Origin of the sequence: Undibacterium sp. TJN19, from assembly GCF_049339485.1 — a bacterium.
Classification (GTDB): Bacteria; Pseudomonadota; Gammaproteobacteria; order Burkholderiales; family Burkholderiaceae_D; genus Undibacterium.
On record NZ_JBMPPL010000006.1, the window covers coordinates 328,911 to 342,547 of the forward strand.

A 13,637-nucleotide genomic window follows, 5' to 3' on the forward strand; every position below is an offset into this window, starting at 1 on the left:
AAGTCTGCAAGTCAAAGCCTGCAATTCAAAGTGTAAACCCCATTGCAACAACCGCTGCACCCATCATTGCCGTAGCCAGCCACCCCAGGATTTTTAATCGGCGGGAAATGACAAATTGTCCCATCACGGCAGGTTTGGCTGCCATCAGCATCATGACCGCCATGACAGGCACAGAGATGATGCCGTTGATCACCGCACTCCAGAACAGTGCTTTGATAGGGTCAATATTGCTGAGGCTGAGAATGACACCGATGACAGTTGACACTGCAATCACGGCGTAAAATTCCTTCGCTTGTGTGGCTGTGTGCTCAAGACTGTTTTTCCATTTGAAACTGCCTGCGATGGCGTAAGCAGAAGAACCGGCCAGTACAGGAATAGCCAGCAAGCCTGTACCGATAATTCCCAGGCTGAATAGCAGGAAAGCAAATTCACCTGCGATAGGTTTCAATGCCGCCGCTGCCTGCGCTGAGGACTGTATATCGGTTTGCCCATGCATGTGCAAGGTCACTGCAGTAGTCAGCATGATAAAGAATGCCACCATATTGGAAAAACCCATGCCGATAAAGGTATCAATATTGATACGCTTCAAACTTCTTATCGCCTGCAAGGGTGCTTTCAATAATGCGGTTTCTTCCGGCTTTGCGCGCAGTTCTTCGACCTCCTGTGAGGCTTGCCAGAAAAACAGGTAAGGGCTGATGGTGGTACCAAATACAGCGACGATCATCGTCAGATATTCAGCTTTCATTGAAATATGCGGCATGATAGTGCTCAGCACTACCTGTCCCCAAGGGATGCGCACTACAAACACTGTCGCCACATAAGCCAGCAGGGCAAGCGTCAACCATTTCAATACCCGTACATAGTGCTGATAGGGGATGAATACTTGCAACAAGATGGATATCAGGCCGAAAATAATGGCATACCATTTAGCCTGGCCACCTAATAGCAGCTTGCTTGCTTCACCCATGGCTGCCAGATCGGCGCCGATATTGATGCAATTGGCGACCAGCAAAGAGCCGACAATGAAGTACAGCAGCCATTTTGGATAATGCCGTGCGATGTTGGTGGCGAGCCCTTGGCCGCTGACCCTGCCTATGCGTGCGCTGACTATCTGTATGCCGCACATCAGTGGATAAGTCAGCAATATTGTCCACAGCATGTTAAAGCCGAACTGTGCACCTGCCTGTGAATACGTGGCAATGCCACTGGGGTCATCGTCAGCAGCGCCCGTAATCAGCCCCGGCCCCAGCTTGGCCAGGACGGAATCCTTCTTGTCATTGTCTGCAAGTGTTGCCGCGGCTTCGACCTGAACGGTTTCTTCTAATGGCATCATAAGCTTTCTTATTTCTTTTTTCTATCTGCGTCATGTACCGGACTTTATTTGATATCTGGAACTCATCGCTTTTTCCAGAACATTCGTCGAGCATGGTAAATCCTGCTGCAGGTAAATGTGGTCAGTTTCAAGCGCCTTCTGGTGTAGGAGAAAGTCGCTATCCTAAGTTTGGAGGCCTGTCACGCGGGCATGACGAATTCCCGCAAAAAGGTTTTTATGAGGTTTTGTGGAAATTCCACCGTGACCTGTTCACCTTCCACTGCAATGACAGTACCCACCTCGAATTTCTTCAACCTGACCTGTGATCCCACTTCAAAAGTGGAGATGAGTTCTTTATGTTCTTTTAGTGTATGCACAGGAGGAATGAGAATTTCCAGAGTACTATTGTCTTCAGCCTTGGCTGTCGGTGGAGAAAGGCAGTTATCGCACTGGCAGCACTGCTTGAAGTCGCGATCATCGTCAAAGTAGTCCAGCAATAATTTCCAGCGGCAAAATCCGCTTTGTGCATAGGCCACCATTTTTTCCAAAGCGACGCGGGCGGCATCCTGCTTTTGCTGGTACGTGGCACTTAATTCAGAGAATATTTCCGGCTGAGTCTGCTTCGGCTTAATCAAATAGTTCAATTTGCGATCCTGCCGCAGCACGCCACCATCCTTGAGCAACTTGAGGCTGATTTTCAATTTGCTTCCAGGGATATCGGTCAGCCTATCCTTAATTTCCGTAAAGGACATGCTTGGTTTTTTTACGCTCATTTCTTGTAACTGCTGCGAAAGCATTTGCAGTTCGTGCGCTTCAGGGTAGTTTTTTGTCAGGAAGAATTGTTGCACGCGTTTATCGTCCTGAAAATAAAGCAAGGTGCAATCTGCCGGCAAGCCATCGCGCCCGGCACGTCCAGATTCCTGATAATAAGTTTCCAGACAGGCAGGTACCTGCAAATGAATGACAAAGCGTATATCGCTTTTATCTATGCCCATGCCAAAAGCATTGGTCGCCACCATCAGGCGACAGGTACCACTCATGAACAATTCCTGGTTTTGTTTACGTTCAGTGGCAGACAGTTTTCCATGGTAACAAGCCACACTTTCCCCACTCTGTTGCAAGTGTTCATACAAAACATTGACTGCCTTGACCGTCGTGCCATAGATGATGCCTGTGCCCTTGCTTTCCCTGATCATGCGTGTCACCAGTGCCAATTTTTCTTCTTCATTGGTGGTCTGGATAACGCGATAACGCAGGTTTTTACGGTAGATGCCGGTGTTGATAACATGGGGTTTGATCATGCCCAGTTGTTTTTCCATATCTGCAATGATGTCTTCCGTTGCGGTGGCTGTCAGCGCAAGTATAGGCGGGCGGTGCAGACTGCGGATTGCGGCTGCCAGTTCCAGATAGGCCGGACGGAAATCATGACCCCATTGCGAAATGCAATGTGCTTCATCGATGACTACCAGGGCAATGTTGACCGTTGCCAGCAACTGCAAAAAATCTGGCGACGTCAGACGCTCTGGCGTACAAAATATGATCTTGCTGTTGCCGTTGGCAATGTCATCGAGCGCAGCCCGTTCTTCAGCATGAGTAAGGCTGCTGTTGAGCTGGCTGGCATGCATGCCCAGCGCCGTCAGTTTTTCCAGCTGGTCTTTCATCAGTGAAATCAGCGGCGAAACGACGATGGTCACACCATCAAAAACTGCCGCAGGGATTTGGTAACAAAGCGATTTCCCGCTTCCCGTAGGCATGATCGCCAGCGTATCCCGTCCTTCCAGTACGCTATCTATCACAGCTTGTTGGCCATTGCGAAATTTGGTAATGCCAAATACCTCGTGCAGCAGGCGGTGGACCTGTTTCTTCCTCTGGGCGATGACTTTAAGTGATGTTGTTGACATGGATAACTTTGAATGTAAGTGAGCTGGATTGAAGAAGAGAATATTATTTACGTACGGCTTTAAACCCCAGCCTTTTCATACTGGCTGTCAGCGACTTGGCTGAATCTGCATAATCTTTCCAGGGCTCATTTCCCACATTCAGGCGTTCATGGACGGTATGCACGGTCCAGTGATTACCGCCATGCAGTTTGTCCAGCTCTTCCCAAGTGACTGGAACGGATATACCCATGCCCGGTCTGGCACGTGCCGACCAGGCACAGGCCGTAGTTGCACCCAGGCCATTGCGCAGATAATCGATGAATATTTTCCCTACACGGTTTTTAGGGCCACTTTTTACAACAAAGCGCTCTGGGATGGTATTGGCCATGTGAGTCACGATGGCTTCAGAAAAATCCTTGACGGTGTCCCAGTCATAACGTTTCTTGATGGGCACCATGACATGCAAGCCTTTGCCACCGCTGGTTTTTAAAAATGGCAGCAATTCAAGCTCCACGAGCATGGCCTGCATTAAACTGGCTGCTTCTTGCACTGATTTCCAATCTACACCTTCACCAGGATCAAGGTCAAACACCATGCGGTCTGGCTTGTCGAATGAAGCCGCGGTAGCATTCATGGTATGTACTTCTACGGTGTTCCACTGGGCTGAGTAAATCAGACCTTCCGGTTTCTTGATCACCAGCAAACCGGGGTGGCCCGGCAGTAAATTATCCGCGGTCTGACTGACGCCGGGCAGGGTGCGTGTATCTGCATGCTTCTGAAAAAATAACTCGCCACTGACGCCGGTAGGGGCGCGCACCAGTGCCAGTGGCCGGTCTTTCAGGTGTTCCATCATCAAGGGAGCAATCGAGGCATAGTAACTCACCAGTTGCAGCTTGGTGGTGCCGCTTTCTTCATCCATGATGCGTTCAGGATGTGTGATCTTGAAGTTTGCTGGCAGGGTCTCATGCACATCTGCATTGTTACTTGCCTTGGCTGCTTTATCTGGTTTTGCTGCATTCCTGATTCTCTGCCATTTGCCGGGCCGTGTTTTATCTGCTGATGCCGCATGTGCAGGACTTACCGCTTGCTCGCGCACGATGGAACTGGCTGGTTTATCTGTCCTCAGGCCCTGGAAGACCGAATGCCGTATATGACCGGCACTGGTCCACTCCCCAAAACTGACTTCGGCAACCAGCTCAGGCCTGACCCAGTGTGATTTGCTGTCTATGCCGGTATTGTCAGCGAATGGACCTTGCTCACTCACCAGCCCATCCAGTTGTTTACGCAAGGCTTTGAGGCTTTTCTCATTGAAGCCAGTGCCTACATTGCCGGCATAGCGCAGCTTGCCATCATTGTCATACACACCGAGCAATAATGAACCTATGCCTATGCGTGAACCTTGCGGTTCAGTAAAACCGCCGATGACAAATTCCTGGCGCTGGGCGCATTTCAGCTTGATCCAGTCATCGCTGCGCCTTGATATATAAGTCGATGATTTCAGTTTTCCAATGACGCCTTCCAGACCCATCTGGCAAGCCGCAGCGACAATCTCGCTAGGATCATGGTCGAATATGCCGCTGAAGCGCACGACTTCAGACGTTTGTCTTTGCATGATGCGCTCCAGCACCTGACGTCTTTCCCATAAGGGTACATCGCGCAGATCGTGACCGGCACAGTAGGGCAAGTCGAAGATGAAATAATGAATGGCCCTGGTATTGTTTTCATCGAAAGCCAGTTGCAGTGCGCCAAAGTCTGGTTTGCCATCGTCATCGAGTACCACGATTTCACCGTCATACCAGCCATCGGGTAAATCCATGCCCAGCAACTCCTTGTGCAGGCGTGGCAGCTTTGTTGTCCAGTCATTCTGGTTGCGCGTGAACAATTGTATGGCGCCATTTTCTATACGACTTAACAGGCGGTAACCATCAAACTTGATTTCAAACAGCCAGTCATCCACATTCGCCGGGGCGCTGCTGACCAGTGTGGCAAGCTGGGGCTTGAGGCCCTCTGGTAACTTCGCTGCTTTTGCCAGTGCAGGCGGCCCGCTAGAGCTGGATTCTTCTTTTGCAGTTTCTGTCTCTACCTTTTCTGCATTTGATTCATCATCTTCCATGGCAGGCATACCCAATGTCTTGACACTTTCGGCCTGTTCATCAACAACACTGAATTCACTGGCAGGGCGGGCAAATTCATCTTTTTCCTTGATCAGCAACCAGGCTTCCTGCTTGCCTTTGGCATTGCGCATTTTGATCAGTTCCCATTTGCCACGCAGCTTGTGACCAAACAACTCAAACTTCAGATTGCCATTTTCATAGCCTTGGCGGGCATCGCCCAGAGGTTTCCAATAACCCTTGTCCCAGATGATGACCTTGCCCGCACCATATTGTCTGGCCGGGATAGTGCCCTCAAAAGTGTTATAGGAAATAGGATGATCTTCGACATGCACTGCCATGCGCTTGTCATGTGTGTCAAAACTCGGGCCACGCGGTACTGCCCAGCTTTTCATGGTGCCATCGAGCTCTATGCGAAAGTCATAATGCAGGCTGCTGGCCCAGTGTTTCTGGATAACAAAAGCTCTCGCCTTTTCGTTAGGCGTGCCACCTTCTGCAGGTTCGGACGTAATTGAAAAATCGCGCTTGGATTTGTATTTTTGCAGCGCGTCTGGTTTTGCCATGATGAACTTTCTGCCGTGAAATACATATGTACTGATCAAATGTGATAGGGCAGAGCATAAATTCATGAAGAGAGACGGGCTATCAGCCAGGTGATGACAAGCATGTAGGAACAAGCCTAGCTATCCTACATCTGCTTCATTTATCCTCCTACATACAAGGCGAATGGCATTGTCTACTCTGGCATTTCACGGCATCTGCACTTTTGGATGCATGAAATCATCAATTATTTCAGGAGAAATTTATGACAAAACGCATAGGCAATAAAGACGAAGCGCAACACCGCGGCAAACAGGAAAAACGCGACATCAAGCGTACCAATGTCGCCGCAGAGGCAGAAAAGAAGCTGGCCGCCAAGGCTAAATACCGTAACGCAGTAAAAGGCCAGCCAGCACCATAATCACGGTGTTGCTGTCAACAACAAATCAAGGAGGCTGACATGGCCGACAATCTGCAAAACCGTGGTCCGCAAGACGCGTCAAGGGTGAACGTGAGTGAACCCTGGGGAGTCGCTTACTGGACCCGGAAATTTGACTGTACCAAAGATGAACTGGTCACTGCCGTGCAAGAAGTGGGCACCAGTGCTGTTGCGGTAGAAAAGCATTTGCAGCATTAGTTTGTAACAAAAAAATTTAAACAGCCTGGCAGTATTTTTAATATTTTCCAGGCTGTTAATTTTCATAATGCCTGTTTGCCGGATATCAGGCGCTGCGTCTTTGTCTGGGTGCAGCAGCTTTGGCTTTGACTGTCGCAGTTTTGCTCGTTTTTGCTACCGGTTTTGCCTTGCTTTTACTGGCAATTGCAGCGGCTTTTTTGCGGATAGGTACAGGTTCGCCGGATTTGTCAGCCGTGGTTTTGGAGCTGGACTTGGCTGTAGTTTTTGTGGCTTTAGCAGCAGGTTTTTTACCGAGGCTTTGTTGCAGCAGACCGACCAGGTCATATACCTGCGCACTGCGTGGTTTTTCTTCTGTTTCCGCTTTCGGCATAGTGATGGTCTTGGTTTGTCTGGCCTTCACTTTTTTCTTGACCAGTGCCAGTATGTCTTCGCGGTAAGTATCATGGTATTGTGAGGGATTCCATGCTTCTGTCATGCCATCCACCAATGACATTGCCATGGCAATTTCCTTGTCGGAAATGCCTGCTGTCTTTGTACTCTTGGCGGGCAATTTCAATTCACCCGTATCGCGTATTTCGTCACTGTAACGCAAGGTATTGAGGACTATCGCATCATCTATGGTCAGCAAGGCGCACAGATGCTGCTTGGTACGGATCACGACTTCGGCAATCGCTACCTTGTCTGCCTTGCGCAGGGTTTCACGTAACAGGGCATATACCTTGTCGCCACCCCGGTCAGGTACCAGGAAATACGGCTGTTCATAAAAAGTCAGTGGCACTTCACTCGCATCGACAAAAGACTGGATATCGATAGTCTGTGTTGCTTTTACATTGGCCTGTTTCAAGTCTTCATCAGACAGTACAACATATTCATCTGGCTTGTATTCATATCCTTTGACGATATCTTCCCATTTGACCTCCTTGCCGCTTGCCTTGTTATAGCGACGGAAACCAATAGGAGAAAAATCACGCTTGTCCAGCATGGTCAGATCAAGTGCATTGTCGGTCACTGCTGAAAAAAGCTCTACCGGTATATGGACCAGACCAAAGCTGATCGCACCTTTCCATATTGCGTGTGCCATGTTGACTCCTACTGGATGATATTTTTTCTGTTAAATGAGTTCTAGGATTCACTCTCCATGTTCCGCTTCATCCTGAGTAAAAAATGTCAGAACATAATGAAAATCGTGTAGGAATATGCTGCAATAAGGGACAATAAGGGGCAATCATTCAATTACCAATTTTCATGACCCTGTCGTCTGCAATAATAAATATCTGCTCTCCTGCTTGCGGGGCCATGGAATAGGTGCCCGTAAAAGCGCCGAAGGCTGGCAGTATCGTGCGCCGTTCACCGACGACAAAGCAGGGCAAACGCAGTGAATCACGTTTGCCATACAAATGAAAAGACGGGTGCACATGACCGGCTAGCACATAACCGTCGCTTTCAACATCAGGATAATGGCAAAAGGCGTATGGCCCGCTGCGGAAAGGCTCATTGACGATATGTATGCCTAATTGCTGCGGTGGGTCGCCTGCCCGCAAATCATGATTGCCACGTACCAGCGTCATTTCAAGTGCAGGATGGGTAGTACGCCAGTTGAGCAGGCTTTGTAGCGTGGCTGCTGAAATATCAGGCGCATGCAAAAAATCCCCCAGAAAAATAATGTGCTGGGTCGGGTAGAGCATTATGAGCTCATCCAGTAGTTCAAGATTTTGTGCTGTTGTGCCATGCGGCACGGGCACACCCAGGCGGCGGAATGTGGCTGCCTTGCCAAAGTGAATGTCAGCAATGATCAGTGTTGAATTGCTGGGCCAGTACATGGCTTTCTGCGGCAACAGCATGAGGATTTCACCTGCGACCTCAAGTTCCAGTGCCATCATGATTGCGCCGCCTTTTCAAGTTCGCGCACCATACGGGCGATACGGTCCGAGAGTTTTTCAGTACTGAGTTTTTCGCGGAACAGTTCCACCATGAGCGGGAAGGCAAACGGCGTAGGCCTGGCAATTTCACGCAAGACAATTTGTTTTTGCTGTAATTGCTGCAAGGTCTGGCGCAGGCGTGTCAGTTCCAGTTCCTGCTCCAATACTTCACGCTGGGCCTGGGTCAGCAACAGATTGTTAGCATCATGTTTGCGGAATACTTCAAAAAACAAACTCGATGATGCCTGCAACTGGCGGTTGGATTTTGGCTGGCCAGGGTAGCCCTGGAATACCAGTCCTGCGATGCGGGCGATTTCGCGAAAACGCCGTTGTGACAATTCAGTTGCATTCAGGCTCAGCAAGACATCTTCCAGCAGCATGTCGGTGCTGAACAGGGCTGTCTCTTTGCCTGATTCTGCATTAAACAGTAAAGCCCAGTCTGTGGACTGTGGTGCCAGCAATTCAAAACCATAATCATTAAAGCCTATGGAAAAAGTATTTGCCTGGTGCTTTGCCATGCGGTAGGCAAGTAATGCCGCCAGTCCCGCATGCACGGCGCGCCCTTCAAACGGATACATGAACAGGTGAAAACCTTCGCGACTTTGCATGGTTTCTATCAGCAGCGTTTCTGGCGTTGGCAGGGCAGACCAGCGTTGCTGTATGTCGAGCAAAGGTTTCAGGGCTTTCATTTCAGGGCCATCAAATTCCTGCCTGGCGGCGAGACGCAGTTGCTCCAGCGCTGCATGGGCCAGTTCAGAAGACAAAGGCATTTTACCGCCTTGCCAGCGCGGTATGGTTCCCTTTTTACCTACCGCACGTTTGACATAGGCTGTCATTTCATAAACGCGGATAAACTCCAGTATGCGGCCGCCAAACAAAAAATGATCGCCCTTTTTCAGGCGCGAGATAAAGGATTCTTCTATCGTCCCTATGCGGCTGCCACTGATGAATTTAACACTGATTGATGCTTCAGAAACGATGGTACCTATGCCCATGCGGTGCCTGCGGCCTATGGCGGGGTCTGGCACGCGATAGATGCCGTCTTCATCTTCTACCACTTTATGGTATTCAGGATAGGCAATCAGGCTTTGGCCACCGCGGGCGACAAAGTCGAGCACCCATTGCCACTCATCGTGATTCAGATTGCGGTAGGAATATGCCGCCCTGACTTCTGCGTACAGGTCTTGTGAACGAAAGCCGCCACCGAGCGCCACGGTCACCACATGCTGTACCAGCACGTCCAGCGGCTTGTCAGGTAACTGGCGGGTTTCTATCTGGCGCAGGGCAACAGCCTGTTTGGCACCGGCAGCTTCCAGCAATTCCAGCGTATGCGTAGGGACGAGGGTCACCCGTGATACACGCCCTGGTGCATGACCGCTGCGCCCGGCTCTTTGCATGAGGCGTGCGACTCCGCGTGCGCTGCCGATTTGCAGTACCCTCTCTACCGGCAAGAAATCCACGCCCAGGTCCAGGCTGGATGTACATACGACGGCTTTTAATTGTCCTGCTTTCAGGCCTTGCTCAACCCAGTCCCGTACCTGTTTGTCTAGCGAGCCATGATGCAGGGCGATGACACCCGCCCAGTCGGGGCGCGCTTCCAGCAGGTTCTGGTACCAGATTTCTGCCTGTGAACGGGTATTGGTAAATACCAGGGTACTTTGATGTTTGTTAATTTCAGCGACGACCGCGGGCAGCATTTGCAAGCCCAGATGGCCGGCCCATGGGAAGCGTGAAGGGTTCGCCGGTATCAGTGTATCGACTTTGATCTTTTTCTGGTTCTGGCCCTGTACCAGCAAGCCATTCCCGACTCCCAGCAAGGCATCGCGTGCCTGTTCCAGGTTGCCCAGGGTTGCTGATAAACCCCATACCAGTAATTGCGCGTTCCATGCCCGCAACCTGGCGATGGCGAGCTGGGTTTGTACGCCGCGCTTGTTACCCATCAGTTCATGCCACTCATCGACTATGATCATGTCAAGCTGAGCAAACTGGGCTTGGGCATCGTTCTTGCTCAACATCAGCGACAGGCTTTCTGGTGTGGTGATCAGGGTCGCAGGCAAGGCCTTGGCCTGACGCGCGCGCTCGGCAGAGCCGGTATCACCGGTGCGTGCGCCTATGCTCCATTGTGGCAATAACTCATTTGGCAACTCAGTCAGAGGTTCTTGCAAGGCACGCAAGGTATCTGCTGCCAGTGCCCGCATGGGCGTGATCCACAATACCCTGAGACCTGCTGCGCTTCTTTTATTTGGCTTTCTTTCCATGGCCCGCAACAGCGCAGCAAACCAGACGGCATAGGTTTTACCTGAGCCTGTACTCGCATGCAAAATGCCAGACTCGCCGGCCTGCGCCGCTTTCCAGACTTCACGCTGGAAGGGGAAGGTTTTCCATCCCTTTGCAGCAAACCAGTCTTTGACTGCTTTAGTTGCCAAGCTCATGCGCATTGCTAGTAGCCAGTAAATTTTTCAAGTCTTCCAGGGTATTGGCTTCTTCTATCTGCTTGTCTTCACGTCGCCGCAGTATGCGTGGAAAACGTACTGCAATGCCAGCCTTGTGCCGTGTGGAAAGCGAGATACCTTCAAAGCCGATTTCAAACACCATGCTGGGTTTGACGCTGCGTACCGGGCCAAATTTTTCTATGGTGGTCTTGCGGATCACGGCATCAACCTGGGCAATTTCTGCATCCGTCAGGCCGGAATAGGCTTTGGCAAAAGGCACGAGTAGGTGTTTGCCGCTGGCATCTTCATCCCATACCGCAAAAGTATAGTCGGTGTACAGCGATGCACGACGGCCATGGCCGCTCTGGGCGTAGATGAGTACTGCGTCGATGGAATAAGGATCGATCTTCCATTTCCACCATGTGCCCACATCCTTGGTGCGGCCCACGCCATATTGCGCATTGACAGCCTTGAGCATCATGCCCTCGACACCCAGTGCACGGGAGTTCTGGCGTAGCAGGGCCAGGTCCTGCCAGTCCGGTTTCTGTAAAACAGGCGAAATCCTCAGCATGGGGTTGTCTATGCTCGTGACCAACTGTTCCAGCATGGCACGTCGTTCATGCTGTGGCAGATGGCGCAAGTCAGCCTGTCCCAGCTCCAGCAAATCATAGGCCACCAGCACGGCTGGCAGCTCGGACAAGAGTTTTGTAGTGAGACTCTTGCGTCCTATGCGTTTTTGCAAATCAGCAAACGGGGCAGGGCGGTCTTCAGTCCACACCAGGATTTCGCCATCAATGGCGGTGCCGTTTGGCAGAGGGACGGCGGCTATTTCTGGGAAACGTTCAGTAATCAGATCTTCACCACGCGACCACAGAAAAGTCTGGTTGTCACGGCGCAGCAGTTGCGCACGTATGCCATCGTATTTCCATTCTGCCTGCCAGCTAGTGATGTCGCCCAGGGATTCTGGCGCAGCGGATAACTGATGCGCCAGGAAAAAAGGGTAAGGCTGGCCGCCACGCAAACTATGTTCCTGGTCTGACTGAGGGGCTATCAGTTTCATGAAGCCGTCTGCTGTTGGTGCCATACGGCCATCTGTCCAGCCCATGAGCCTTTGCGCGATCAGCTTGTTATCGACTTTGGCGACATCGCCAAGTGCACGCGTCACTAGCAGTTTCGATACGCCTACACGAAAGCCACCGCCTATCAGTTTGCCCAGCAAAAAGCGCTCTGGTGTCGTCAGTTCATCCCAAAAAGAAAACAGGGCGCTGCGAATCACCTCTGGTGTTGCGCCACGCAGAGGGGCGATTCTTTCCAACATCCAGTTTGCCAGGCCAACGTGAGCTTGCCGTACAGGTGGCGGCAAGACATGGGCGATGGTTTCCGACAGGTCACCTACCGCCTGATAGCATTCTTCAAACAGCCATTCTTCGATGTTGGCATATTCCATGGCAAACTGCCGTAACAGTTTGCTGGGCACTGCCTGGCGTGGTTTGCCGCCTGCCAGAAAATACACTGCCCATGCCGCATCCTCAGGCGGTGACTGGCTGAAATACGTTTTCAAGGCGTCCAGCTTGCGGTTGGTGGATGTGGTTTCATCCAGTTGGGCGTAGAGCTGGGCGAATTCACGCATGATCGCCTTCTTTGGGTTTTTCTGTTCCCGTTTCTGTTCCCGCTACTGCTGCCTCTACAGCAACTGTTGCAGAGGCTTCGTCTTCATCGCCGTATTCAGTATCAAAACCAGATGCCTGCAAGCCTTGTTGCTGCAAATAACGCACCATGACGGGTATTGATCCATGGGTGACGATAATGCGTGAGGCACCCGTCGCATTGATCGCCTGCATCAGGCCCGGCCAGTCGGCATGGTCAGACAGCACAAAGCCCCTGTCCACGCCACGCCTGCGCCGTGCGCCCCGCAACTGCATCCAGCCGCTGGCAAAGGCATCGCTGAAATCGCCAAAGCGTTTTATCCATGGCGAATTGCCAGCAGAAGGCGGGGCGATGACGATCGCCTGTCTGAGTTCGTTTTTGTCGCTGACATCGCCGACCATTTTTGTTGCTGGCAAGCGTATGCCCGCTTCGCGGTAAGCATGGTTCAGTGGTTCGACTGCGCCATGGCAGATAATGCTGCCTGTGCTGGCATCGAGCCCATGCAAAATGCGCTGTGCCTTGCCGAATGAATAAGACAGCAGCACGCTGGTCCTGCCCTGTGCTGCATTATTGCGCCACCACTGGTTGATATCATCAAAAATACTTTGCTGGGCCTGCCAGCGATAGATGGGCAGGCCAAAGGTGGATTCGGTAATGAAGGTATGGCAGGCGACGGATTCAAAAGGGGCGCAGGTGCCGTCAGCCTCTACCTTGTAGTCGCCAGAGGCCACCCATACTTCGCCCTTGTATTCCATTCTGACCTGAGCAGAACCCAGCACATGCCCGGCCGGGTGCAGGGAGATCGTCACGCCATTGTGCACGCGCTGTTCGCCATATTCCAGCCCTTCTATGCGGATATCACCCAGCCTTGACTTCATTACGCCGACACCAGACGCTGCCGTCAGATAATGTTCATTACCCATCCTAGCGTGGTCAGAGTGCGCATGGGTAATGATGGCACGCGGTACCGGGCGCCAGGGGTCGATATAGAAATCGCCCGGCACGCAATATAGTCCTTCCTTGCGATTGATAACCAGGTCAGCCATATGTAGGTATCTATAGGTCTAATTGAGTGAGGATGATTCAGTTCTTTTTTGAGAAGTTGTTTTACAGAATACGATAAAACTGTAGTCAGCATGATTGTCTCAAAAAAAATTTA

The 13,637-nt window shown here is 51.2% G+C and carries 10 protein-coding genes; 2 read left to right on the top strand and 8 right to left on the bottom strand.

Annotation, left to right across the window (positions count from 1 at the left end):
* Positions 1–25: 25 nt before the first annotated feature.
* The 3 genes from ACO0LH_RS18220 to ligD all read right to left on the bottom strand — a co-directional run bounded on the left by ACO0LH_RS18220 (position 26) and on the right by ligD (position 5,866).
* Positions 26–1,330, bottom strand: a complete 1,305-nt coding sequence (locus ACO0LH_RS18220; protein ID WP_422942576.1) for an Nramp family divalent metal transporter — start codon at positions 1,328–1,330, stop codon at positions 26–28.
* Between the two features lie 182 nt (positions 1,331–1,512).
* Positions 1,513–3,213, bottom strand: a complete 1,701-nt coding sequence (locus tag ACO0LH_RS18225; RefSeq protein ID WP_422942548.1) for a RecQ family ATP-dependent DNA helicase — start codon at positions 3,211–3,213, stop codon at positions 1,513–1,515.
* A gap of 43 nt (positions 3,214–3,256) precedes the next feature.
* Positions 3,257–5,866: a DNA ligase D gene (gene ligD, locus ACO0LH_RS18230; RefSeq protein ID WP_422942549.1), complete on the bottom strand. Its 2,610-nt coding sequence runs from the start codon at positions 5,864–5,866 to the stop codon at positions 3,257–3,259.
* Positions 5,867–6,108: 242 nt separating this feature from the next.
* Here ligD and ACO0LH_RS18235 point away from each other — a divergent pair, with 242 nt between their 5' ends.
* Together ACO0LH_RS18235 and ACO0LH_RS18240 are read left to right on the top strand one after the other, a co-directional pair.
* Positions 6,109–6,264 (top strand): hypothetical protein, encoded by a 156-nt coding sequence (locus tag ACO0LH_RS18235; RefSeq protein WP_422942550.1) that lies wholly within the window; start codon positions 6,109–6,111, stop codon positions 6,262–6,264.
* 39 nt (positions 6,265–6,303) lie between these two features.
* The gene (locus tag ACO0LH_RS18240) at positions 6,304–6,480 is read left to right on the top strand and encodes a DUF3606 domain-containing protein (RefSeq protein ID WP_422942551.1); all 177 of its coding nucleotides are present in this window, start codon (positions 6,304–6,306) and stop codon (positions 6,478–6,480) included.
* Between the two features lie 85 nt (positions 6,481–6,565).
* Here ACO0LH_RS18240 and ACO0LH_RS18245 read toward each other — a convergent pair whose 3' ends face one another.
* The 5 genes from ACO0LH_RS18245 to ACO0LH_RS18265 form a co-directional block, all read right to left on the bottom strand.
* Positions 6,566–7,561, bottom strand: a complete 996-nt coding sequence (locus ACO0LH_RS18245) for a Ku protein (protein ID WP_422942552.1) — start codon at positions 7,559–7,561, stop codon at positions 6,566–6,568.
* Between the two features lie 148 nt (positions 7,562–7,709).
* Positions 7,710–8,360 (bottom strand): ligase-associated DNA damage response endonuclease PdeM, encoded by a 651-nt coding sequence (pdeM, locus tag ACO0LH_RS18250; protein WP_422942553.1) that lies wholly within the window; start codon positions 8,358–8,360, stop codon positions 7,710–7,712.
* Positions 8,357–10,831, bottom strand: coding sequence for a ligase-associated DNA damage response DEXH box helicase (locus tag ACO0LH_RS18255; protein ID WP_422942554.1), 2,475 nt, complete (start codon positions 10,829–10,831; stop codon positions 8,357–8,359). The genes pdeM and ACO0LH_RS18255 overlap by 4 nt, the downstream gene beginning before the upstream one ends.
* Entirely contained in the window at positions 10,815–12,461 is a 1,647-nt protein-coding gene (locus tag ACO0LH_RS18260) for an ATP-dependent DNA ligase (protein WP_422942555.1), read from the bottom strand. The genes ACO0LH_RS18255 and ACO0LH_RS18260 overlap by 17 nt, the downstream gene beginning before the upstream one ends.
* The gene (locus ACO0LH_RS18265; protein WP_422942556.1) at positions 12,454–13,524 is read right to left on the bottom strand and encodes a ligase-associated DNA damage response exonuclease; all 1,071 of its coding nucleotides are present in this window, start codon (positions 13,522–13,524) and stop codon (positions 12,454–12,456) included. The genes ACO0LH_RS18260 and ACO0LH_RS18265 overlap by 8 nt, the downstream gene beginning before the upstream one ends.
* Positions 13,525–13,637: the final 113 nt, after the last annotated feature.